This is a genomic window from Methanobrevibacter sp. (genome assembly GCF_017432245.1).
Lineage (GTDB): Archaea > Methanobacteriota > Methanobacteria > Methanobacteriales > Methanobacteriaceae > Methanobrevibacter.
In genome coordinates, this window is record NZ_JAFRJO010000058.1 from 1 (window position 1) to 23,609 (window position 23,609).

Annotated in this window: 21 protein-coding genes; 6 read left to right on the plus strand and 15 right to left on the minus strand. The window is 32.0% G+C overall.

What is annotated here, in order from left to right:
* Window positions 1-169: 169 nt before the first annotated feature.
* The 4 genes from IJI80_RS04905 to IJI80_RS04920 form a co-directional block, all read right to left on the minus strand.
* Entirely contained in the window at window positions 170-1,000 is an 831-nt protein-coding gene (locus tag IJI80_RS04905) for an ATP-binding cassette domain-containing protein (protein ID WP_292788194.1), read from the minus strand.
* A gap of 178 nt (window positions 1,001-1,178) precedes the next feature.
* The gene (locus IJI80_RS04910) at window positions 1,179-2,342 is read right to left on the minus strand and encodes an adenosylcobinamide amidohydrolase (protein ID WP_292788134.1); all 1,164 of its coding nucleotides are present in this window, start codon (window positions 2,340-2,342) and stop codon (window positions 1,179-1,181) included.
* A gap of 268 nt (window positions 2,343-2,610) precedes the next feature.
* Entirely contained in the window at window positions 2,611-2,949 is a 339-nt protein-coding gene (locus IJI80_RS04915; protein ID WP_292788136.1) for a P-II family nitrogen regulator, read from the minus strand.
* 26 nt (window positions 2,950-2,975) lie between these two features.
* Window positions 2,976-4,187, minus strand: coding sequence for an ammonium transporter (locus IJI80_RS04920; RefSeq protein WP_292788137.1), 1,212 nt, complete (start codon window positions 4,185-4,187; stop codon window positions 2,976-2,978).
* Window positions 4,188-4,731: 544 nt separating this feature from the next.
* Here IJI80_RS04920 and IJI80_RS04925 point away from each other — a divergent pair.
* The 3 genes from IJI80_RS04925 to IJI80_RS04935 all read left to right on the plus strand — a co-directional run bounded on the left by IJI80_RS04925 (window position 4,732) and on the right by IJI80_RS04935 (window position 7,655).
* Window positions 4,732-5,139 carry a hypothetical protein gene (locus tag IJI80_RS04925; RefSeq protein ID WP_292788139.1) on the plus strand — a complete coding sequence of 136 codons (408 nt, stop codon included), beginning with the start codon at window positions 4,732-4,734 and terminating at the stop codon, window positions 5,137-5,139.
* A gap of 178 nt (window positions 5,140-5,317) precedes the next feature.
* Window positions 5,318-5,887: an XRE family transcriptional regulator gene (locus IJI80_RS04930; RefSeq protein WP_292788141.1), complete on the plus strand. Its 570-nt coding sequence runs from the start codon at window positions 5,318-5,320 to the stop codon at window positions 5,885-5,887.
* A 103-nt stretch (window positions 5,888-5,990) separates the two neighbouring features.
* Window positions 5,991-7,655 (plus strand): AMP-binding protein, encoded by a 1,665-nt coding sequence (locus IJI80_RS04935; RefSeq protein ID WP_292788143.1) that lies wholly within the window; start codon window positions 5,991-5,993, stop codon window positions 7,653-7,655.
* Between the two features lie 125 nt (window positions 7,656-7,780).
* On the opposite strand, the gene IJI80_RS04940 is transcribed toward IJI80_RS04935, so the two are convergent.
* On the minus strand, window positions 7,781-8,398 hold the full coding sequence (locus tag IJI80_RS04940) for a CatB-related O-acetyltransferase (RefSeq protein ID WP_292788145.1): 618 nt from the start codon (window positions 8,396-8,398) through the stop codon (window positions 7,781-7,783).
* 270 nt (window positions 8,399-8,668) lie between these two features.
* On the opposite strand from IJI80_RS04940, the gene IJI80_RS04945 reads away from it, so the two are divergent.
* The gene (locus tag IJI80_RS04945; RefSeq protein ID WP_292788147.1) at window positions 8,669-10,126 is read left to right on the plus strand and encodes an NAD(P)/FAD-dependent oxidoreductase; all 1,458 of its coding nucleotides are present in this window, start codon (window positions 8,669-8,671) and stop codon (window positions 10,124-10,126) included.
* Between the two features lie 185 nt (window positions 10,127-10,311).
* Here the strand turns inward: IJI80_RS04945 and IJI80_RS04950 are convergent, their stop codons facing one another.
* Window positions 10,312-11,145 carry a PfkB family carbohydrate kinase gene (locus tag IJI80_RS04950; protein WP_292788149.1) on the minus strand — a complete coding sequence of 278 codons (834 nt, stop codon included), beginning with the start codon at window positions 11,143-11,145 and terminating at the stop codon, window positions 10,312-10,314.
* A gap of 192 nt (window positions 11,146-11,337) precedes the next feature.
* Here IJI80_RS04950 and IJI80_RS04955 point away from each other — a divergent pair, with 192 nt between their 5' ends.
* Window positions 11,338-11,877 (plus strand): YgjV family protein, encoded by a 540-nt coding sequence (locus IJI80_RS04955; protein ID WP_292788150.1) that lies wholly within the window; start codon window positions 11,338-11,340, stop codon window positions 11,875-11,877.
* A 119-nt stretch (window positions 11,878-11,996) separates the two neighbouring features.
* Here the strand turns inward: IJI80_RS04955 and IJI80_RS04960 are convergent, their stop codons facing one another.
* Both IJI80_RS04960 and IJI80_RS04965 read right to left on the minus strand, forming a co-directional pair.
* Window positions 11,997-14,411: a glycosyltransferase gene (locus IJI80_RS04960; RefSeq protein ID WP_292788152.1), complete on the minus strand. Its 2,415-nt coding sequence runs from the start codon at window positions 14,409-14,411 to the stop codon at window positions 11,997-11,999.
* Window positions 14,412-14,529: 118 nt separating this feature from the next.
* Window positions 14,530-15,504, minus strand: a complete 975-nt coding sequence (locus IJI80_RS04965) for a bile acid:sodium symporter family protein (protein ID WP_365953852.1) — start codon at window positions 15,502-15,504, stop codon at window positions 14,530-14,532.
* Between the two features lie 134 nt (window positions 15,505-15,638).
* On the opposite strand from IJI80_RS04965, the gene IJI80_RS04970 reads away from it, so the two are divergent.
* Window positions 15,639-16,061, plus strand: a complete 423-nt coding sequence (locus IJI80_RS04970) for a hypothetical protein (protein WP_292788155.1) — start codon at window positions 15,639-15,641, stop codon at window positions 16,059-16,061.
* 94 nt (window positions 16,062-16,155) lie between these two features.
* Here the strand turns inward: IJI80_RS04970 and IJI80_RS04975 are convergent, their stop codons facing one another.
* From IJI80_RS04975 to feoB, 7 genes are all read right to left on the minus strand, one after another.
* The gene (locus tag IJI80_RS04975) at window positions 16,156-18,741 is read right to left on the minus strand and encodes a cation-translocating P-type ATPase (protein WP_292788156.1); all 2,586 of its coding nucleotides are present in this window, start codon (window positions 18,739-18,741) and stop codon (window positions 16,156-16,158) included.
* Window positions 18,742-18,823: 82 nt separating this feature from the next.
* Window positions 18,824-19,210 carry a metalloregulator ArsR/SmtB family transcription factor gene (locus IJI80_RS04980; RefSeq protein WP_292788157.1) on the minus strand — a complete coding sequence of 129 codons (387 nt, stop codon included), beginning with the start codon at window positions 19,208-19,210 and terminating at the stop codon, window positions 18,824-18,826.
* Between the two features lie 152 nt (window positions 19,211-19,362).
* Entirely contained in the window at window positions 19,363-19,542 is a 180-nt protein-coding gene (locus IJI80_RS04985; protein WP_292788158.1) for a hypothetical protein, read from the minus strand.
* A gap of 103 nt (window positions 19,543-19,645) precedes the next feature.
* Window positions 19,646-20,341, minus strand: a complete 696-nt coding sequence (locus tag IJI80_RS04990; protein WP_292788160.1) for a HisA/HisF family protein — start codon at window positions 20,339-20,341, stop codon at window positions 19,646-19,648.
* Between the two features lie 38 nt (window positions 20,342-20,379).
* A complete protein-coding gene (locus IJI80_RS04995; RefSeq protein WP_292788161.1) occupies window positions 20,380-21,003 on the minus strand; it encodes a metal-dependent transcriptional regulator in 624 nt (207 codons plus the stop codon).
* Between the two features lie 72 nt (window positions 21,004-21,075).
* Window positions 21,076-21,285, minus strand: coding sequence for a hypothetical protein (locus IJI80_RS05000; RefSeq protein WP_292788162.1), 210 nt, complete (start codon window positions 21,283-21,285; stop codon window positions 21,076-21,078).
* Between the two features lie 41 nt (window positions 21,286-21,326).
* The gene (gene feoB / locus IJI80_RS05005) at window positions 21,327-23,354 is read right to left on the minus strand and encodes a ferrous iron transport protein B (protein ID WP_292788164.1); all 2,028 of its coding nucleotides are present in this window, start codon (window positions 23,352-23,354) and stop codon (window positions 21,327-21,329) included.
* Between the last annotated feature and the right edge of the window lie 255 nt (window positions 23,355-23,609).

The following is a 23,609-nucleotide window of genomic DNA, read 5'->3' on the forward strand; positions in this document are numbered from 1 at the left end:
CACAGAATAATAGAATAATAGAATAATAGAATAATAGAATAATAGAATAATAGAATAATAGAATAATAGAATAATAGAATAATAGAATAATATAAAAATAGTGAATAGCTAAAATAATAAAAAATAGAAAAATAGTGAATAGCTAAAATAATATTGAGCAGTGAATTAATTATTCCAATAACTCCAGGAACTTTCTACGTGCCTGACCAATAGTTAAAGGATAATTTCCTTCAAAGTCAATGTTGTCTTCCTTTTCCAAGATTTCAGCAAGATGCGCCATTCTTGGTAGACGCAAATCAGCTTCCCTGATTGTGTCCACATCAGAAAATACCTCATTAGGTTTTCCTTCAGCAATGATTTCCCCATCACTTATCAAATGAATCTCACTTGAATAAACAGGAACCAAATCCACATCGTGAGTGGAGATAACAATAGTCATTCCTTCCTTATTCAATTCATACAATAATTTAAGAATATGAGAAGCTCCTTTCGGATCCAAACCGGAAGTAGGTTCATCAAGAATCATAAGTTCAGGCTTCATGGCTAAAATACCTGCAATAGCTACTCTCTTCTTTTGTCCACCACTTAAATGGTGAGGGGATTTCTTTTCAAAGCCTGCCATTCCTACCTTTTCAAGAGAATCCTTAACCCTTTGTTCAACCTCTTCAATTGGAAGTCCTAAATTCATTGGTCCAAAGGCAACATCCTCTTCTACAGTTGGAGCAAAGAGTTGATTATCGGGGTTTTGAAATACAATTCCTATCTTTTGACGAGCTTTAAAAAGGCTTTCCTTATCATATTCCAACTTCTCTCCATCAATAAAAACTTCGCCGGATTTTGGAATATTAATACCATTGAAATGTAAAAATAGAGTTGATTTTCCAGCGCCATTCCTTCCTAAAAGAGCAACCATTTCTCCTTTATCTACTTTAAAATTAATATTGTTCAATGCCCTTGTCCCATCAGGATATTCAAAAACTATATTTCTTGCCTCTAAAATACTAAAACCTCCAACTGATTAAATATTATATAAATAAGAGTATATAAATGTTTAAAAAGTAATAAAAAACCCTATAAAATCTTAAAAAAAGTAATACTTTTAAATAAATTAGGTTTGAAAAAATATCCAACATGTGATAGAAAAATAGAAAAAGAAAAAGAAAAATTTGTTTTGAAAATCATTCTAATTGAGTCTTGATGATATAATCTAAAAGCAATTTCATGGAAAGCCATTCGTCTTTATTCAATTGGTTTTCCAAAATTGAATTGGAAGCCTTTAAAACTGTTTTTTTGCTTAATAATCCAGATTTATACTGATCCAAAAGATGAATTATCAATGAAACATATGAAACGAGCTCTGGATTTTTAGAGACTTCAATTAAAGAGACGATGAATTCCCTTTTATCATCTTCAGCATCCATTTTGATATGATTTGGCAGATAATTATTATAAAAATCATCTAAATTGTATTGGAATCTGTCTAATCTAACCAATGCATTCAATTGATAAGTTGGAGTCAACCATTGCAGTTTAGCCAAAGCGTCCTTTATTGAATCAATGACAACTTTACCTATAAGTTCTCCAATTTTAGCATGTTTGCTGACATTATCTGTAAAGTTTTCACTATCCATATTTGAAAAAATAGCTATTCCATCAGTTCCTGTGCCTGTAGCTATCTCATTGGAATAATTGCTTGACACCATCAAATCCCTAAGAGCCACTGCTTTTGCCTCTACAGCAATCATTTCTGCCAATAGAAGAGAGCTTTCATCCAATCTTGTATTTATTAAAAGTATTGTATTGATTGTTCCTGGCTTATTTGGATTTTGATTAAAATTTTGATTATTGCTTTGATTACTGTTTTGATTAATACTTTCAGCATCATTTAAATCATAACGATAATCTGCATTGATTTCATAATATGAAGCAAGATCTCCTGCAGAAACTGCATTTACTCTTGCACCTGCTGTAGTAATTGCAATAACTTCAATATCCCTATAATTTTCACAAGCTATTGAATAACTATTCATGTCTGCAGAGGTTATAAGACCACTTAACATATCGCTTCTTAAATCCAAATCATTGAAAAAATCAGCTGACAGATCATTTAGGAAATCCAATATGCCTCCATCACCATACTTATCAATGTTTTCCTGAGACAATTGATGATTGAAAACAGCAGATAAATCCTCATTGTATCCCCCATTTAACCAAGAACTGACTATTCCATTCCTTTTAGGACCAAATTTAACAAGTACAGTGTCTGAATTCTTTAGTATTTCATCACCATCACTTGTTTTAATAATCAATTCAAATTCATTGTTTTTATCATCAATTGACATATGATTCCTCTAAAAATAGTTAATAGAAATAATTAATTTAATGATTTTAAATTTTCTTAATAATAATTTATTAAAAATAGTATTTAAATATATAAAAAAATTAAAAATATAAAAAATCAAAAAATTAGAAAAAAATGAAAAAATAGAAAAAAGAAAATTAAAAAAGTAAAAAAAGAAAAAAATAAAAAACTAATTAATATTACTCAAAACTAGAGGAAAGAGTTTTGGTCAAGATTTTGCGTTGCCGAAGGCAACGGAAAAGCTTGGGTTAAACAGCATTAACCCCTCTTTCACCAGTTCTAATCCTAATAACTTCAGCTACATCAGAAACGAAAATCTTTCCGTCTCCAACTTCACCAGTGTGTGCACTTTCAATGATGACATCCAATATGCGTTCCAAGTCCTCATCATTGACAACAAGCTCTAAACGTGTTTTAGGAATGAGATCAATACAGTAACTGGAACCTCTGTAAGATTCCCTAATACCCATTTGCCTTCCTCTTCCTTTAACCTCTGAAACATTCATTCCTTCACAGCCGGCATCAATCAGTGCTTTTTTAACACTTTCAAACTTTTCCTGACGAATAACAGCAATTATCCTTTTCATAAATATCACTCCACTTTAAGAAAATCCTATAATCTGTATCCTGATTCATTGTGTAGATTTGCATCGAGTCCTCCAATCTCCTCTTTCTCATCAACTCTGATTCCAATTGTTTTATCAAGTATTTTTGCAAGAATTATACTGACAACAAATGCATAAACTGCTGTTACAATAATACTTATTATCTGTATTGTAAGCTGGTTAGGATTTCCAAATAATAGCCCTGCTGCTCCATTGATTGCAGGTGAAGCGAAAATACCGGTAGCTATTGCTCCCCATACACCTGAGAGACCATGAACACCAAATACATCCAATGCATCGTCGTAACCGAATCTTGATTTCAAATAGTAAATAGCATAGTAGGATACAAATGCAGTTACAAATCCTATAATTATTGCTGCTGGAACATCAACAAACCCTGCTGCAGGTGTAATTGCTACAAGTCCTGCAACACCACCAGTAATAGCACCTAACATTGTAGGTTTTCCTACTTTAACTGTATCAATCAATACCCATGTGATAAGTGCAGTTGCTGCTGCAATATTTGAAACTAGAATAGCGGAAGCTGCAAGCCCATTAGCTGCAAGAGCGGATCCACCGTTGAATCCCATCCATCCGAACCATAGGAGACCTGCGCCTAAAACAGAATACCCTAAGTTATGTGGTAGCAATGAAGGATTTTTCCTTTTTCCAAGGACAAGAGCCAATGCTAAAGCTGTAACACCTGAGTTAATATGCACAACTGTACCTCCTGCAAAGTCCAATGCGCCCATTTGCATCAGCCATCCTCCACCCCATACCCAATGGGCAATAGGGATATAGACCAAGGTCACCCATGCAATGATGAATATCATCCAGGCAGAGGTTTTCATCCTGCCTACAATAGCCCCTGATACAAGAGCTGCTGTAAGTCCTGCAAAGGTCAATTGGAAGACAATAAACAATATTGTTGGAATGGAACCAGTCAAATCATTTATGCCTATTCCAGACATGAAGAAATTTGCAGGATGTGCAATCAATCCACTGATACTTACATCTCCAAAAGCAAACGGATATCCATAAACTACCCAAATTACGCTTGCTATGGAAAATGCAATAAATGTTAAAAACATTGTATTCAATACATTTTTCCTTTTTGTTAAACCGCTATAAAAGAAAGCTACTCCAGGGATGCTCATCAATAATACCAAGATAGTTGCTATGAGTATCCATGCAGTATCTCCTGTACTTAACATAACCATATTATCATTTACTCATAAATTAATTAATATTAAAAATTTAGGAAATAAATAATCTTCAAATAATGTTGTTTTTAAATGACATATCATTAAGTTTGATTAATAAACTAATTAATTAAATTTGATGTTTTAGACTAATTTTAGATTAAATTTAAGGATTATATTAATTTTTAATTAGTTTTTGCCATTAGCTATGATCATAACTAATTTCGATATCAAGTGAATTATTTATTTCCTATCGGAAGACGGCTTCCGACTTCCGACATAATACTATTTGTTTTTCAAGTATATAAATATTCCCCATAAAAATTGCTAAAGTCAAAAATAAGGAAATATACTAAATGAATGAAAGAATTAACAAAGGTAAATAATTATTTTCAAAAAATGTTCCCTAAAAATAAAGATATTAAAGAAAAATAGGCCAAATATAATAGATGTACCATAATATATAAATACTATTTATATAGAAAGTTAATAATGTATATTAATTTAATAAAAATATGATAATTATTTATAATTTAATATAATAACTTCTAGAGGTGAGAATTTGAAAGTTGATCGCAAAGCTAAATTCTGCATATTTTTGGTTATTGCAATCCTTGCCTTGGGATTGAGTAATTTTGCAGCTGCATTTACAGGAGATTTTGTTAGTTCATCCTTTCCAGGAATAAATGATACTGACAAGATGATTGCCTTGGACAACGATAATTTTGTTCCAGCAACTATAAACGCAGCCTATGAGCCAAAAAAAGTTGTAGAAGTTAATGAAACAGATAATGAAACTGATTCAGATTCCACTATAGAAGATGATGCTTCTGATAATTCTGAAAATCAACATAATCAGAACACAAACAATAATCAGAACACTAATTCAAACGGCAATGAAAACGGTGGAGGACATAGTTCAGATTCAAGACCAAGTTCTGGCTCTACAGATACTGGTGATGATGAATAACTCCAAAATCTTTTTTTATTAAATTTATTACTTCTAAATCTCTTTTTTTAAGCATTTAATGTAAAATTACTCGTTAAAAGAGAATATTATGAAATTATTCTAATTATATTAACTAACTATAAAATTAAAAATAAAAAATATCAAAATTTTAAAAAAAACCATGTATAAAGGTGAAAAAATGAAAGAAAACAAAGAATTTGCTTTAAAGGTAAAAAGCATTAGAGAAAGACAAAATATGAGCATTGAAGAACTTGCAGAAAAAAGTGACGTAAAATTAGAAGTTCTTCAAGCTATGGAAAATGGTGAAATCATCCCTTCCCTCACTCCACTTACAAAAATGGCAAAGGCACTTGGAGTTAGAGTAGGAACTTTCCTTGATGACACTCCACAGCTTGGACCTGTTGTTGTAAGAGGAGGAAAACCAAACAACGTATTATACTTCTCAGGAAGAGAAGATGTAACTAATGCAAGTAATTTAGAATTCCACTCATTAGGTGCAGGTAAAATCGACAGAAATATCGATCCATACATAATTGACATCACATATGAAGAAGAGTATAAATTATCTTCCCACGAAGGAGAAGAGTTCATTTATGTATTAGAAGGTGAAATTGAAGTTGAATACGGTAAAGATAAGTTTACTGTAGCTGCAGGTGACAGCATATTCTATGATTCAGTTGTACCTCATCATTTACACTCCAGTGGAGACAAAGCAAAAATATTAGCTGTTTTATACAATCCTTATTAAGCCAATAGTAATTTAACCTTTATACGAAAGCAAATTAAAAACAGCAATATTAAAGAAAACAAGAAATAACAACTGAATGAATTATTATTAAAATGGTGAAAATATGAGTGAACTATTTACTGAACTTCCTATTGGTAAATTCTTCGAAAATGTGGTTGAAAAGCAACCAGACCATGAATTTATCATTTATCCAGATAGAAATCTTAGATTTACTTATAAAGAATTTGATGAAAGAGTAGACAATCTAGCTAAAGGAATGCTCTCAATCGGAATTGAACCTGGAGACCGGGTAGGTATTTGGGCTAAAAACGTGCCTGAATGGTTAACATTTATGTTTGCATGCGCTAAAATCGGTGCAGCTATTGTAACTGTAAACACCGCATACCAATCCCATGAGCTTGAATATGTATTAGGCCAATCTGAAATGAAAGCGATTGGAATGACTGACGGATTTAGGGACACTAGCTACTTCGACATCATTCATGAGCTTGTACCTGAAATGCTTACAAGCGCAAGAGGCAATTTAAACAGTGAAAAATTCCCTCACTTAAAGTACATTATCCATGTAGGCCAAGAAAAGCACAGGGGAATGTTCAACACCAATGAATTATTGCTCCTTGGTATGAACTATGATGAGGAAAAATACCAAAAGATCAAGGATGCAGTTACCCAATATGATGTAATCAATATGCAATATACAAGCGGTACTGAAGGATTCCCTAAAGGTGTAATGCTTACAAGCCGTAATATTCTAAATGACGGTTACTACATTGGAGAGAACATGAATTATACTGAAAAGGACAAGCTCCTCTTGCAAGTGCCATTATTCCACTGTTTTGGAACTGTATTAGGTGTAATGGCAGTGATTACCCATGGTTCAACCATGGTTGTCCTTGAGGAATATGACCCTCTTCTTGCTATATCATCAATCCAAAAGGAAAAGTGCACATCAATTTATGGAGTGCCTACAATGTTCATTGGTATGATGAACCATCCAATGTTTGAGATGTTTGACATGTCTTCATTAAGAACAGGTATCATGGCAGGTTCTACTTGCCCTGTTGAAACCATGAAGGATGCAATCAATAAAATGAACATGAAAGAGATTACCAGTGTATACGGTCTTACAGAAGCAGGACCTGGTTTCACTCAAACCAATGCAGCAGACTCATTTGAGAAAAAGACCACTACTGTAGGAAGAAAATTCCCTAATATTGAAGTGAAAATCGTAGATCCTGAAACCGGTGAGGAACTTGGACCTGGAGAAACTGGAGAAATCATGTGCAGAGGTTTCAATGTAATGAAAGGTTACTACAACATGCCTGAAAAAACCGCTGAAACCATTGAACCTGATGGATGGCTACACTCTGGAGACTTAGCTACTGTGGACGAAGACGGATACTACTCAATTGTAGGAAGGATCAAGGACATGATTATCCGTGGTGGAGAAAACATCTATCCAAGAGAAATCGAAGAGTATCTCTTCACTCATGAATGTGTTCAAGACGTTCAAGTGGCAGGTATTCCTGATGAGAAATATGGTGAAATCGTTGGTGCATTCATTATCAAGGAGCCAGGATTTGAAGATGTTACCGAAGCAGATATCAGAGACTTCTGTATCGGAAGCATTGCAAGGTATAAAGTTCCTAAATATGTATTCTTTGTAGATGAATTCCCACTTACAACCAGTGGTAAAATCCAAAAGTACAAATTAGGAGAAATCGGTTTAAAGCTTCTTGATGAAAGAAGAGAAAGAGGAGAATTATAATTCTTCTCAATTTATTTTTTTTACTAATTTTCATAATTTTTTAATATTTTAAATTTTTAACTATTTAAAACTATTTAACTATTTTTAATTATAATCATTAAAAAAAGGAAAAATGATCTATTAGATTATTTTTTGAATTTATTTATGAACTCTTGTGGATTATTTAATACATCCAAATATTCTTTTAATTCATTTTCTTCTAAATCCCACCAGTTTGTATTTGCCAATTCTCGAGCAGTATCTTCATCAAATCTGTTTTTAATGAATTTTGCAGGAACTCCTCCCCAAATTTCAAAGGAACCTACATCTTTTGTCAAGACTGCTCCCGCAGCAATAATGGAACCATCACTAATATGATGACAAGTAGGAAGAATTGTTACATTATCTCCAATCCAGACATCATTGCCTATTTCTAAAAGCTCATCCACTCTCCAATCTTCATTTACCCAACCGAACTCTGGATTAAATGAACAAGGATGAGTTGTAACCCCATCAATAGGATGATTCTTTGAAATTCTTCTAAAGTTTCTACCAATGCTTACATAATTGCCAATTTTTAAGGGACCGTCAATGAAATCATGAGCCCATCCATAAGAATTAATTCCTGCATCAATCTTATAATATTTCTTAAAAAGAGCCCTAATGGTTTTAGATCTCCATTCTCCACCCTCTTTTCTTTTTAAATACCAAAGCAAGAATTTTCTTGTGAATCTATTCATAGTAAATAATTTTTCAGATATCATCTTATACACCAAAACTGAAAAAAATTAGTTTAAAAATTTAATAAATATTATGTATTTTAATATATCATACAAATTATTTAAAATTTTTTTAAAAAAAAAACTATTTTAAAAATAAATTTAATTAAATAAAAAAATAAATATGATAAAAAATAAAATAATGATTTATATTTAAATTAAATAATATGATTAAATATTAAATAAAATGATAAAGAAAAATAAAGATTTACATTAAAATGAATATTGACATTTAATTATTACTGGGGACATTTTATGGATTATGATGTAATATATATCGGAAGTGGAAATGCAGCTTGGCAAGGAGGCCGTTTCTTAAGAAGAGCAGGCCTTAAAATATTAATCGTTGAAGAAAGCCTTTATGGAGGAACCTGTGCAAATAGAGGTTGCAACTCAAAGGCCATCCTTGATGCTCCATACGAAATTAAAGCATTGGCCGATAACTTCGAAGGCTGTGGAAAATCCGGGGACTTCGATGTTGATTGGACAGCATTAATGGACTTGAAACGTAAACGCATTGCAAATATGGCCCCTTTCCTAGATGGAAAATTTAAGGAATATGACCTTGATGTTGCTCATGGAAAAGGGATTATCATTGATGAGCATACCGTTCAAGTAGGAGACAAACAGTTCACTACAGAAAAAATAGTAATTTGCACTGGCTTGAAACCAGTTATCCCTAATATTCCTGGAAAGGAATACTTGCATGACAGCACAGACTTTTTAGACATTGAAGAACTTCCAAAGCATGCAATAATCATAGGTGCTGGATTTGTGGGTATGGAATTCGCTTCAATACTTGCAGAAGCGGGATTGGAAGCTGATGTTATTATTAGAGGAGACATGGCTTTAAAATATTTCCACCAACCATATGTTCAAAATGTAATTGAAATACTTAAAGAAAAGAACATCAGATTCCATTTCAATGAAACTGTAACTGAAATCATTAAAGATGAAAATGTAAAGATTGATAATCCGGAAGAAAGAGTCCTTAATCTTGAAAATGCATTGAATACCGATGAAAAATTAAGGGATCCTGATGCTAAAATAGACAATAAAGCTTATGAAAATGCATTTACAGTAAACTGTGAAAGTGGACTAAACTTAACTGGAGATTATGTAATTTCAGCTATGGGCAGAGAGGCTAATGTAGAGGAAATTGGCCTTGAAAATGTCGGCTTGACATACACTAAAAATGGAATTAAAGTAAATGAATACCTCCAAACTGATGTGCCAAACATCTATGCCTGCGGAGATGTTGCAGACAGTGGAATCGCAAAGCTTGTAACCGTTGCAATTCACCAATCCAAATACCTTGGAAAAGCGTTATTGGAAGAGAATCCTGAAAAAATAGTATATCCAGTTGTTCCTGCAGTTGCATATACAATTCCTAGAATCGCAACAGTGGGTGTTCCAGCATTTGTAGCTGAGGAAATGGATGAATATGAAGTTCATAGAATCCAATATGGAAAGTCATATTCCCTTGAGCTTAAAAACGATAGGACTGCAGAAGTTAAGGTTATAGTGGATGAAAATCTTCAAATAGTTGGTGCAGAAATCATAGCAGCAGATGCTGAAAATGTAGCAAATATGTTTACTTTCATCATCAATCAAAAAATAAGCCTTGAAGAGCTTGACCATATGATTTATGCATTCCCTTCAAGCAGTTCCGTATGTTTGTATAAATTGCACAACATACATTATACTTTTTAAATAGGAAGTAATTTTTTCTTTTTTTCTATTTTCCATTTTTTATAATATTATTTTTTTCTATATTTATAATTTTTATAATTTTATTCCATTTTCCTATTTTATAATTTTATAAAAATTTTATATTTTTCCTATTTTTAAAAATTCAATATTTATAAAAAAAATCCTATAACTATTTTTTTAATTTTTTATGATTTTCTATAAGGTCCAAAATTTTCCAATTTTTTACTTGCGATCATTGATGCAAAATCTGCAGAATTTTTAAAAGTTTTGTTTTTTAACCTTGCTGATATATATGCAGCCATATAAGTATCGCCACATCCAGTAGCATCTACAATATTATTACATTTAACTGCATTTATTTTAATAGTTGTGTCATTATCATCAATAATTCTTGAACCTTTACTTCCATTTGTGATAACTAATGTTAAACCTTCAAATTTTTCACATTTTATTATATCAAATTCCCCTTCATCCATGAAAATTGTATCACTAATATCAAAAATATAATTTAGGTCATCGGATAGTTTCAATACCATCGAATTATTTTCATTCTTGAATCTTAAAAAACCTTGAAGTGAAATATAGATTGGAACTTCAAAAGATTTCAGAAATTTCAAAGTTGCAATTGGAAAGTCATTGCTATTAAGTGGTGTCAAGACAAATGCATCAATATCACCATCATCAATTTTACACTCATCAAAAATATTTTTTATCTCATCAGCAAGTATGGGTATATCAGCAAAATTGGTTGATTGCTTTCTTATATCAAGATCATCCTTATCAGGATATTCATTAATGAAATGATGAGTTTCATCCTTTAAAATTAGCTTTACTTTTGATTTATCTGGAAATTCATCGATTAAGTCCATATTTGAAGCATTCAATATCACTAAATAATCATTGTAAAACTCTTCATAGACAAAACTTTGGAAAAAACTGGCTCCACCTATTTTAGAGCTTTCATTATCTCCAATGATTATTAAATCTTCACATGCTGGCCCAATTAAAACAAGTGTCATGGCAATCAATCATTATTTGTTTATAAACAGGAAAAAAATATAAAATCTTTAATTTAAATTTATTTTCTTTTTAAAAATATATAAAGTTAGTGAAAGAATTAATTAGTATAAAAAAGAAATTAAATTAATATAAAATGAAATAATATAAATAAAAACAAATTTTATAAACTAATACAATGAATAGGTAATAAAATGGATATTTTAAGCTTGCCCATCAATATCATCATTGGAAACATGATATCTTTTTTTGCATCAATTGCACTTATTATAAGTTGCATAGTCAATGATAAAAGAGAGGCATACAAATATCAAGTTATTGAAGCCCTTATACTTACTGTTTCTTCTGTATTCTTCCTCTCATGGACTGGAATACTTACAATGCTCATTGCAGCAGCGAGGAATTATTTGGTAATGAATGAAAGGTTAAGCTCCAAATTAGCCATACTGTTTATTATTATAACCCTTATCATTTGTCCAATAATCAATACAATGGGCTTGATAGGACTTCTTCCTATGATTGGAATCATACAGCTAACCATTTGCAATTACTATTTAAAGACCATAAAATGGATTAAAATTGCATTTATTGTAAATGTTTTGATTTATGCAGTTTACTTTATAGGAATTTATGATATTGTCTCCTGCCTTACCCAAGTGATTACTGCAATCATTGGATTTGTTTCTTTGTTAAAATTAATCAAGGAAGAAAAAGAAATTAAGCTTCAAAATTAGATTAAAAAAAGATTAAAAAATAGATAAAATAATAAAAATAGATAAAATAAATAAAAAATAGATAAAATAAATTAAAATGATTAAAAATAAAAAAATAGGAGAATAATTAAGTAATTAACTTAATCCCCATCTAAAATTTCATAAAATTCGTCAACAGCATGTTTATTATATTCTTCATAATCAACATCCAATAAACTTAGTTTATTGTCATGGAAATCATATAATCCTTGTAAGATTCCTTCTTCAGAATCCTCATAAACATTTCCGTTAACATCCTTTAACCATTGTACACCAACAACATCAGTTGCAACAACAGGAAGCTTGAAAATGTCTGCTTCCATAATCACCAAACCCCATCCTTCGTAATGTGATGGTAAAATGAATAGATCACACTGCTTTATAATTGGCATTGGATTTGGAATCCACTTAATAAGAGTGACATTTTCCCAATGCTTTAGATTTCTTCTAACATCACAGGTTGGCTCATAATGCTTACCATATCCTCCAATGATTATAAGTTGAGTATCAGGATAATCTTCACAATAACTGTCAAATGCATTCAATAATCGCTCATGTCCTTTTTCTGGAGAAAATCTACCAATGGATATGAACTTTTTGCCTGGACGGTCTAAAACACCTTTTATACCATAAATGCTAGTTGTAAGAATGGTTGTATCCTTATATAACTCAATCTCATCTTCACCTTTAGATTTGATTTCATCATAATCACAAACATTATGGACAACTTTAATGTTATCCTTTCTGCCACTGAGTTGACTTGTAGGTTCTATTAAATCATCTGAAACAACAACCACATTATCATATTTAGCATAAACTTCCCTCAATACGTTAATGTATTGATTTTGCTTATATTCAATTTCCTGAACCATATCATTATGAACCCATAAAGCATTAGGCTCTTCAAAATTTTTAAATAAAAGCATTTCAATGCTTCCATAACCATCAAAATGAATGATCTTATCAAAATTGACCCCATAGAAATAACGTTTAATTTCCCGTTTGAACATGTTGTCAATCATTTTTGGATATTTTGTGCCTTTAGGGTCATGCCCATTCTTTAGGAAATTATCAAATGCATGTTGCTCACGAATTGTAGGGTTTATTGCAGAACGTAATGAAATATACTCAATATCATCAGGGATTCTTTCAAAAATTTCTGCATGGTTAGCGACAATATTGTCATCCCATTGCCTGAATGAGAAAAAGATATTGTATTTGTCCCTATCAATTTTAGATAGCAGATTCAAAAGTGAGGAAGTGATTCCATTATTTAAGAGAGACCCTGCAAAAATCAATATATTAGGTTTGCCATTGTTTTCAACACTTATTTCTTTGCAGACCTTTTCTCCTTTAAATATATGCTGACAAATATATTTTGCTGCATCTGGCCTGTCATATGTACAGAATTTTTCTACAAATTCACTGTCATCATAATCTTTAGGTGAATTCAATTCCTTGACCAAGTCATCAATATTTTGAACCTTTGGGAAAGGCAAATCTGAAATTGGGAAATAAATTTCACGATCAGCCAAGTATTCATCTTCATCATAATTGAAAATAATAATCTTTCTTTTGGAATTTGCAAAATCAAAGAATACGCTGGAATAATCGGTTATTAAAACATCCGCCATATTAAGCACATCATATGTTTCATAACCGTTTATAAATGGTTTAACATGCTTGAATTTTGAAAAATCAATTTGAGAATGATTGAAAACATGCAACTTAACCAATAAAACTTGGTCATCGGTTAGTTTGGAATCTAATTCCAATAGATAATCATTGATTTGATTGCTTTGTTGAGCATCTTTTCTTTTATGCAATGTTCCCCTATAAGTTGGCATATAGACAAATACTTCCTTATCTTCAAAGTTAAATTTGGATTTGAACTTCTCTTTTGAATCCTCATCGAAAAATACACTGTTTCTAGGATAGCCTTCCAAAAGAATCTTTCCAGGAAGTATCTTTTCAACCATATAAGCATTGAGCATTTTGTCCATCATATAGTCATTAGGATAAATTAAGTAATCAGCTGAAAGAAATGTGTGTTGGATAGTTCCAGTCCTATGCTCTTCAGGCATGTTATCCCTACCCATAACCTTCAATGGTGTTCCATGCCATGTGTTAACAAGTATTTGTTCAGGTTTTTTGATGTATTTAGGCCTAATGCCTGTATCAGTGAAAATATATTTTGCTTTTTCTAAAGTTACGGTTGCAAGAGATTCCTTTGAAATGATCTTATCAATTTTAAAATTATAGTTTTTTTCCAATTGTCTAATTTTTGAGTGAACTTCTTTTTTTGCAAATACATGGATTTTAAAGTTTCCATACTTACCTGAGGAAATCTCTTCAGCAATCTTAAGAATATTACCTGTGAAATCGTTCCCATCTCTAGATTCCATATAGATTAAATTCTTATCTACTTTCTTATCATAAGCACGATAAACTGCAGAATTAATACTTGCAATCTTATAAACATCCGCTTTCCTTTTTAGTTTCATTTTAATGCTCATGGTTTCTCCTTTATATCTATAATGTAAATATATTTAAAAAAGATTATATTTATATTTTGCTTAAAAATTAAAATCCTAATAAAAAAAAGAAATTTGAAGAGAAAGATGCTTTAAAAAATTACTCTTCATCATTATAATATTTGGTAAACACATATGCAAGAATTGACCCTGCAAAGTTTTGCCATACGGAATATAATGCTCCAGGAACTGTTGCTAATGTCAAAGCTGGAAAATGTGTTTTTGCAAGACTTGTAGACAATCCAGAGTTCTGGAAAGCAAGTTCTATAGCAATGGTAATCATCTGCTTTCTTTTCATTCCAGACAAGTATCCAACAGCAAACCCTAAAAGCATCGCTATGAAATATTGCAAGACAATAACTGCAATCACTACAAGAGATGAACTGATGATTGCTTCCTTGTTTACTCCGATGACACCTGCAACGATTATTGCAATCACTATAGAAGACAATGTAGGCAAGAAATCTTTCAATTTCTCACAAAAGTCTGGGAATTTATAGTTGAGGAACAAACCTAAAGCTATTGGAATGATAACAATCTGCACAATTGAAATGAACATATCAACTGGATTGAATGCTATTGTATTTCCAATTAAAAGCAATGTGATTATTGGAGTTAAGATAGGTGAAATAACTGTGGAAACTGCAGTAAGTGATACTGAAAGAGCCACATCACCTTTTGCTAAAAAGGTAATTACATCAGATGCAGTTCCCCCAGGAACTGTTCCAACAAGAACAAGCCCTACAGTCAATGCCTCATTTAATGAAAACAAACTTGCAATTGCAAATGCTATCAATGGCATTAATAGATATTGGGCACTTACCCCCAATAAGATCTCTTTAGGCCTTTTGAAAACATTTACAAAGTGTTCTATTTTTAATGTTGTACCCATTCCAAAGAGAATTACACCTAAAAGAACATTAATAACATTTATTCCCATAAACTCTTCCATAACCCAATTAAATGAGTTTGGAATGATTATGGCAATTATAACTGCAATAAGAATGATTATAAAAAAATATTTTTCAACAAATTTAAAAATTCTTTTCATAACTTTAATATTTGTTAAATACATAAATAAATGTTTATATTCTAAGTAATATGAAAATAAAATAATTAAAAAAATAACTAATTAAAAAAATAAAAAATTTATTCTTAAACTGCACTAAACTTAAATATTTTTAAAAATAATATATTACCATGACTTTCATGAATAATAATGCAAATATAAAACAGTTCCAATTGATTAAATTCCTAAATGAAAACGTCAATGATGATCATGTGATATCAAGAATTTCAATTGTGCTTCGTCGAGACAAATTAGAAGCTCCTTATTATATGAATACTAAAATCAGACTCTCTTCCTGCCTTGATAATGAAGAAAATGGGCTTATTCATGCAATGAACATATTAAATCATAGCAGAATGTACAATCTAACTGAAGAAAAGTATAATGAAATCAAATCATTGATTATTGATACATTTGAGTGCAATGAATCTGACCAAGTGGAATTCACTAAAAATGATAAACAGATTAAAATAGCTATAATGTCTAAAAATGATACAGAATTCAAGAATCTTTTTGAAAGTTATCATGAACTTTTTGGTAAAATAGATAATCTCATTGATTAAAAAAAAACATTGCTAAAAAAAAATGAACTAAAAAAATAATAAATTATAAAAAAAAGTAGAAAATTGGTCATAATGACCAATTGAAAATTTTTTTCTAAAATAAAGGATCTTTAACTCTAGCAATTCTAAATGAATTTAATATAACTACTAAAGTTAAACCCAAGTCACCTATACCTACAGACATCATCAATGTAATTAAACCTAATATTGCAAGGATTACAAAGAGAGCCTTTACGAAAATGGATAGTGAAATATTTTGTTTAATAATATTCATTGTCTTTTGGCTTAAACTGAATAGGTAAGGCAACTTACTGATATCATCTTGCATTAGAGCAACATCAGCGGTTTCAATAGCTACATCTGAACCTGCCGCACCCATTGCAATACCGATGTTTGCACGTGCCAATGCTGGCGCATCGTTGATACCGTCACCAACCATAGCCACATCACCAAACTTGTTTCTAATGGTATCGAGAATATTTAGCTTATCTTCAGGCAAAAGATTGGAGTAAACATAATCAAGACCTATTTCATCAGCCACCTTATTTGCAGCGATCTTATTGTCACCAGTTAACATTATTGTTTTTACACCTTGGTCCTTAAGGTCCTTGATTACATCAGGAGCATTTTCACGAATCTTATCAACAACAGTTAAGCTTGCAATAACTCCTTCCTCATCACCAATGAAGACGACTGTCTTACCTTCTGCAGAGAACTGGTTGATTTCCTCTTGGGAAATGTTAAACTCACTGCCTTCAATTAAAGACTCATTTGCAGCATAGAATTGTTTTCCTTCAACATTAGCGATAATGCCTTTACCAGGAACATTCTTAAAGTCTTCAATTTCCTCAAACTCAATATCATTAGATGTAGCATAATTAACAATTGCATTTGCTATAGGGTGAGATGAGTTGTTTTCCAATGAAGCAGCAATTCTGACAATTTCCTCTTCGGTATAATTATCATTCAATACATTGATGTCACTCAATTCAAGTTTTCCTTCAGTTAAAGTACCTGTTTTATCGAAGATTACCGCTTTAACATTACGCATTTCCTCTACATAGGTACTTCCCTTAATGAGCACACCTTTTTTGGTAGCGGAAGTGATTGCAGATACCATACCTATTGGAGTGGAAATCAAGAATGCACAAGGACATGAAATTACCATGATTGAAAGTGCCTTGTAAACCCAGTCAACAAGGTTTTGGCCAAAGAGCAATGGAGGTACGAATGCTACACAAGCGGCAATTACAATCATCAATGGAGTGTAATACTTGGAAATACGCTCTACCAAAGTTTCAGTGTTTGATCTGTTCAATTGAGACCTTTTAACAAGTGTTACGATTTTGGAAATAACTGAGTCCTTAGCTTCTTTTGTTACAACCATTTCCAAATAACCGTCTTCATTAACGGTACCTGAAAAGACTTCATCTCCAACAGTCTTGGTTACAGGAAGGCTTTCACCAGTAATGGATGCCTGATTGATTGAAGAGATACCTGAAACGATATTTCCATCTAAAGGAACTTTGTCTCCAGGTCTGATAACTACGATTTCACCAATTTTAACATCATCGACATTACGAACTTCTTCTCCACCTTCAACTTTAACTCTTGCGGTTTCAGGAGCTAATTCAACCAATGACTTGATGGAACGTTTTGCTCTGAATTCAGCAAGGTCTTCCAGGAACTCAGCTATGTAGTAAAGCAAAGTTACAGCTGCACCTTCTTCACCGTGACCGATGATGAATGAAGCGATACAAGCGATTACTACAAGAAGTGCAGGACCGACTGTATGACGTTTGACAAGTGAGTTGTATGCAAGGACAGCGATTTCATAACCTGCTATAAGAGCACCAAACATATAAATGAGGGTTACAATTGTAGGGCTGAAGGACATGTATTCAAGAATATGGCCTGCAATGAATAGGATACCGCTTGAAACCATGATTTGAATAGGTCTGTTGTAAATGAGCGGTTTTCCTTCTGCAAGAAGTTCTCCATCCCCATGGCTGTGGTCATGTCCATGGCTATGTCCGTGGTCATGGTCGTGATCATCATCTGCACAATCAGGACAAGCGCAAAGTGAAAAATCATCTAAATCATCATCACAGCCACAGCTATCTCCATGATCGTGGTCGTGATCATGGTGATGGTCATGTCCATGATCATGCTCATGGTCGTGACTATGTTCATGTTCATGCTCGTGACCGTGGTCATGTCCATGATCATGCTCATGTTCATGGTCGTGATCATGCTCATGATGATGCTCCTCCTCATGACTGTGCTCATGGTCATGATGGTCATGATGGTCATGACTGTGACCGTGGTCATGTCCATGATCATGCTCATGATGGTCATGATGGTCATGACTGTGACCGTGGTCATGTCCGTGGTCGTGATCATGATCATGATCATGGTCGTAATCTGGGTCATCTGCACAATCTGGGCATGCACAAAGACTTACATCAACATCTTCACTGTAATCTATCTCTTCTCTATGATCAAAAACACTTAAATCAGTGCTTTCTTGAAAATCCTTTAATAACTGCTTTTTATAATGCTCTTCATTCAAACATTTTTCATCTTTGCAGTCAGGATCAAAACAAATATAATTGTAATGGGCAGGATTGAAACATTCCTCTTCATTACAATCTGGATCATAACATCTGTTTTCTACCATATTGACACCTTAATAATTAAATAATAATTAAAATTATATCTTTCATAAATTTCTAACATTTAAGAATAACCAAAAGCTTGAATTATTCATTCAAGTGTTCCAAACCCATCTTGTAAATCATTTCAACATGAAGGTCAGTTAATGAATATCTTGCTTGCTTTCCTTCTTTCTCGAATTTAACAATATTATGTGCTCTCAATATCCTTAATTGATTGGAAACTGCATTTTGATTCAATCCCAATGCTTCACAGATATCGCATACACATAAATCTTCATAGCTCAAAAGAGAAATTATCTTAAGCCTTGTTGGATTTCCAAAAATCTTAAAGAACTCTGAAAGGTCAGAATACTCATCATCATCTAAAACATGCTTTTTTGCTCTTTCTATTGAATCTTCATGAGGATGATATATTTCACACACATCATCTTTTTGATTACTTTCTTTATTTTGTGAATTTTGATTTTGCATTTGGAACACCTTTTTATAATAATATTTTGTCACATCAATATATTTAAATGTTTTCATATCATGATATTATGATATGTTATTAAAAAAAGTAAGAAAATAAGAGAAAAAGTAATAAAAAAATAGAAAATAAAAAAAGGTAAATTAGAATTTAACTATAGGAATAAACGTAAAACAAAGAATGGACCTATAGCTGCTAGTAGGAAAAGACCTATCCCTAAAGCAGTAATGTGCTTTTGTTCATCCATTATTCCATTAATGATTAATAAAATGCTGAAAAATCCTATTATTAAAGGTAAGATATGAGAAAATATAATAATAAATCCATTTGCCATTATATCACAATAATCATTTTTTACAATTATATAATAATTTATTTCATTTAATATTTAAATTTAAGCAGAAAAAATAGCTAAAAATTAAAGATTAAAAAAAGAATCAGAAATTGTTAATATTTATTTCCCCTTTATGCAAAGCAGTTCCAACCAAAGCCTTTTTGATTCCCATTTCATTGATTAAAGGAATCTCATCTTTAGTGATTCCACCGCCTAAGATTATTTTGTCCTTGAATTCATCAAACTTGTCAAGTAGTTCCTTGTTGAATCCAGCTTCTGTTCCAACTGAAGAGATATCAAGCAAGATTATTTCATTTGGATCAATTCTTCTTAAAACTTCCTTGAACCCTTCCAAATTCAAATCCATATTCTTAGTGTACAATTCATTGTTCTTTACATCCACACTTACAATGATTCTTTCCTTTGGATACTTATCAAAGATCTTTTCAAGCTCTTCAATTGATTCTAAGGTTTCAGTGGCTACAATGATTTTATAAGCGAAATCAAGCATGAACTCAAATGTCTCTAAATTGTCTACACCTACATCCACAATAACAGGCAAAATGGTATTGACTTCCTTAATCTTATAGATATTATGATTTCCATTTCTTTCAATAAGGTCCAAATCAGCTATATACATCTCTTTTGCATTAGCCCTTTTTAATGAGTTGGCTATTTCCACAGGATCAGATGAAGATGCATAAATGGTTTGTAAAGGAGTGTAAGTGTCTCTATTACCGCTTTTACCGGATACAGCAACAGAATTCATTAAATCTAAAACAGGAATAATCTCTAACATATTTTCACCATAAGTACCATATTTTTGATAATTATAAATTATTCATCTAATTTTATAAATATTTCGTTAGCCAATTCCTTGTCAACAGCAAGTTGAGTGTTTCCCAATTGGAACACATAATTAGGGAATTTTTGGATTAAACAGATTTTAGAACCTGGAATAAGTCCTAAATTCATGATTTTTCTCAATTTACGAGCATCTTCTGTTTTGATATGGGAAACTTCACCTGATTCTCCACTGTGACATGATACTAAAGGCACTGAATATTCGTTTCCTAAATCCTTATCCTCCTCTCCTTTTGGGATTGGATTGTTGTGAGGACAATTTTCAGGGTTTCCCAATATTCTGCAGATATTGTCTTCAACCTCTTCACTCATTACATGCTCAATCTGGTCAGCCAATTCCTCCATTTCATCCATATCAGCTAAAAACAAGTCTGCTACAACCTTTTCTGCAATCCTATGTTTTCTAACCAATGACCTTCCCAAACGTTCCCCTTCTTCAGTCAAGTTAACAAAGCCATCATCGATTTTAACATATTCCTTTTTAGCCAATAATTCAATATCATCACTATCAAATTCATCAATGACCAATTTCTCTTCCTTTTCAAATTCTCTAACCCAAATATCACGCAAATAATGTTCTATTTCCCTTTTTTCCATTTTTAACACCAAAATTGTTAGAAACTATTTAAATCATGCTTTTAATCTTTTAAACACTAAAATTATTAGAAACTATTTAATCATGCTCTTAATCTTTCTAAAACTGTCTTCCATAAACTTATATGATTTAGACTCTGGCAGAATCTCATATCCGCAATTTGGACATTTTACTGTTTTGCAATTAATAGGGCATGAATCACAACTAATTCCATCACACTTTTGAAATGTGAAACCGCAGAATTCACATTTGATTATTTGGTCTTTTATCTTATTTTCATCCATTTCAAAACCCCATCAATATTAAACGATTAAATCCTTAAAAATTATAAAACCACATGTAAACTAGTTAAAATTAGGTTTACTATAAAACCCATTGTAAATGCAAGTACTATGCTCATTACAGCAATCAAACCAGCTAATTTCACTCCTCTTTCCTTTATCATAATCATCAATTGAGCCACACAAGGCAAGAATAAAGTCAATGTGACAGATGCAACAAGCAATTGAACTCCTGTCAATTGATTTTGAATTGTCATAAGTCCTGCTGCACCAAAGTCTCTTCTAAAGAATCCAAGTACAAATGAAGAGCTTGTTGATGTTGGAAGACCAATTGCATTTACTACAGGACTGATGCAAGCAATAATCCATTGGAAAATACCACATAAGTCAAGGGCCCAAATGATAACACTGATCAATATGAAAATTGGAATCAATTCCTTGATATACATTACAAGACGTGTCCAAGTCTTTTTAATGATATGAGACAATTTAGGCCATCTTAAAGGAGGCAATTCCATAAAGAAGCTTGGCTGTGCCCCTGGAACGAATCTTTTTGCAAGGAAACCTATTACAACAAAGTTGAATACAATTACAGCAAGCCAAATCCAGATGGATTTTGGACGTTGGGATAAAAGAGCCATAATAACTCCCAATTGAGCAGAACAAGGAATTGTAAGTGCCATAAGCATTGTAGCAATATTACGCTCCCTTCTTGTTTCCAATGTTCTTGTAACCATTGTTGCCATACTTCCACAGCCAACTGCAAGCACAAATGGAATTACACTTCTACCGCTCAAACCTATCTTTTTAAATCCATTATCAACTAGCAAAGCAAGTCTTGGAAGGTACCCGCTGTCTTCAAGTATTGAAAATACTATAAAGAATAGAGATACAATTGGCAGGATGATACCGAAACCATAGGTTAAACCAAGGGTGACAATACCGTATTCACCAACAAAAAGATTTTGGATCGGTACCCATGGAATGTATTGAACAACCACTGCAGTTACTGCAGGGTTAATGTACTGACCAAAGATTGTGTTTTCCAAGAAGTCTACAAGAATACCTGCTCCAAGCACTCCAACTATCAGATAAAGACCAAAGTAGAGTACACAGGCAAGTATGATTAGTCCATATATTGGGTGAATCATTATTCTGCTTAACTTTTCACCTAAACTATCCTTGTCTTGAACATTTATACTATCTATTGTTGTGTAATTTGATTTGATGTGTTTAGCATAATCAGCAAGCCTAAGCTTAGTCAAATACTTGACTGGCTGATCAAATTTGGCTTTTTGAGCATCAATAACCTTTGATAAGACAGCATAATCCTCCTTTTCTTTTACAAGGTTTTCACTGTCTTCATCACCTTCAAGAAGAGAAACAGCCAAATATCTTTTAGAAACAGGATAAGTTTCATTAATATTGTTTTTTATCTCAGAAATAGCTATTTCAATAGCCCTTCCATAATCTACATCCAACAATGTTTTTGATTCACTTAGTAACTGGTTTTCAATTGAATCATAGTTTACAATTGCATGCTTCAATTCATCCAATCCCCTGTTTTCTGCAGCTGCAGCCAAAACAATAGGGATTCCGAGGTCATGGGACAAGCTTTCAGCATCAATACTTGCTCCAATCTTTTCAAGCTCATCCATCATGTTTAAGACTAAGATAACATCTTTTCCCGCATCAATCAACTGCAATGTAAGGTCAATTGACTTTTCAATGTTTTTAGCGTCAACTACATGAACCATCAGGTCAAACTGCCCATCCAATACTAATAATTTAGCTACTCTTTCCTCTTCTGTGATTGTATTAAGATCATAAAGTCCTGGAGGGTCTGTAATATGGACTGTCTTGTTTTCATAGGTGAAATTACCTTCATCGATATCTACAGTAGTACCAGGATAATTGGAAACCATTGCAGTCATACCAGTCAATTTATTGAATGTTAAACTCTTCCCTACATTAGGACTTCCAATCAATAGAACATTCTTGTAGTATGAACTTTCTTTATCGGTTGATTTTTCCTCATCTGAATTAAACTTAGAATTAGTGTCGTTCCCCATTTTACCTTCTCAATGACTGAATAAAAATATTAATTATATTCCTAAAACTCTTATTTTAACCTTATATTTCAATTCAAGCTAATTATTTATCCTTTTTATAATTTACTTATTTAATAATGTATTATATAAAAAAATTAGCCATAATCATAGTTTAAATAAGAATTAGGTAAACCTAAATTATTATTTCGCTTATAAATTATATAAATATTTCTATAAGAAATATTACTTATTAATAAAAAAATAATATTAAATTAC

Bases quoted from the DNA above. Each gene is read 5' to 3' on its own strand.
- IJI80_RS04945 (WP_292788147.1), top strand. From the start codon at position 8,669: ATGGATTATGATGTAATATATATCGGAAGTGGAAATGCAGCTTGGCAA.
- IJI80_RS04950 (WP_292788149.1), bottom strand. From the start codon at position 11,145: ATGACACTTGTTTTAATTGGGCCAGCATGTGAAGATTTAATAATCATT.
- IJI80_RS04975 (WP_292788156.1), bottom strand. From the start codon at position 18,741: ATGGTAGAAAACAGATGTTATGATCCAGATTGTAATGAAGAGGAATGT.
- IJI80_RS04995 (WP_292788161.1), bottom strand. From the start codon at position 21,003: ATGGAAAAAAGGGAAATAGAACATTATTTGCGTGATATTTGGGTTAGA.
- IJI80_RS04970 (WP_292788155.1), top strand. From the start codon at position 15,639: ATGAATAATAATGCAAATATAAAACAGTTCCAATTGATTAAATTCCTA.
- IJI80_RS04955 (WP_292788150.1), top strand. From the start codon at position 11,338: ATGGATATTTTAAGCTTGCCCATCAATATCATCATTGGAAACATGATA.
- IJI80_RS04990 (WP_292788160.1), bottom strand. From the start codon at position 20,341: ATGTTAGAGATTATTCCTGTTTTAGATTTAATGAATTCTGTTGCTGTA.
- feoB (WP_292788164.1), bottom strand. From the start codon at position 23,354: ATGGGGAACGACACTAATTCTAAGTTTAATTCAGATGAGGAAAAATCA.
- IJI80_RS04980 (WP_292788157.1), bottom strand. From the start codon at position 19,210: ATGCAAAATCAAAATTCACAAAATAAAGAAAGTAATCAAAAAGATGAT.
- IJI80_RS04960 (WP_292788152.1), bottom strand. From the start codon at position 14,411: ATGAGCATTAAAATGAAACTAAAAAGGAAAGCGGATGTTTATAAGATT.
- IJI80_RS05000 (WP_292788162.1), bottom strand. From the start codon at position 21,285: ATGGATGAAAATAAGATAAAAGACCAAATAATCAAATGTGAATTCTGC.
- IJI80_RS04965 (WP_365953852.1), bottom strand. From the start codon at position 15,504: ATGTATTTAACAAATATTAAAGTTATGAAAAGAATTTTTAAATTTGTT.
- IJI80_RS04940 (WP_292788145.1), bottom strand. From the start codon at position 8,398: ATGATATCTGAAAAATTATTTACTATGAATAGATTCACAAGAAAATTC.
- IJI80_RS04935 (WP_292788143.1), top strand. From the start codon at position 5,991: ATGAGTGAACTATTTACTGAACTTCCTATTGGTAAATTCTTCGAAAAT.
- IJI80_RS04920 (WP_292788137.1), bottom strand. From the start codon at position 4,187: ATGGTTATGTTAAGTACAGGAGATACTGCATGGATACTCATAGCAACT.
- IJI80_RS04910 (WP_292788134.1), bottom strand. From the start codon at position 2,342: ATGTCAATTGATGATAAAAACAATGAATTTGAATTGATTATTAAAACA.
- IJI80_RS04930 (WP_292788141.1), top strand. From the start codon at position 5,318: ATGAAAGAAAACAAAGAATTTGCTTTAAAGGTAAAAAGCATTAGAGAA.
- IJI80_RS04915 (WP_292788136.1), bottom strand. From the start codon at position 2,949: ATGAAAAGGATAATTGCTGTTATTCGTCAGGAAAAGTTTGAAAGTGTT.
- IJI80_RS04985 (WP_292788158.1), bottom strand. From the start codon at position 19,542: ATGGCAAATGGATTTATTATTATATTTTCTCATATCTTACCTTTAATA.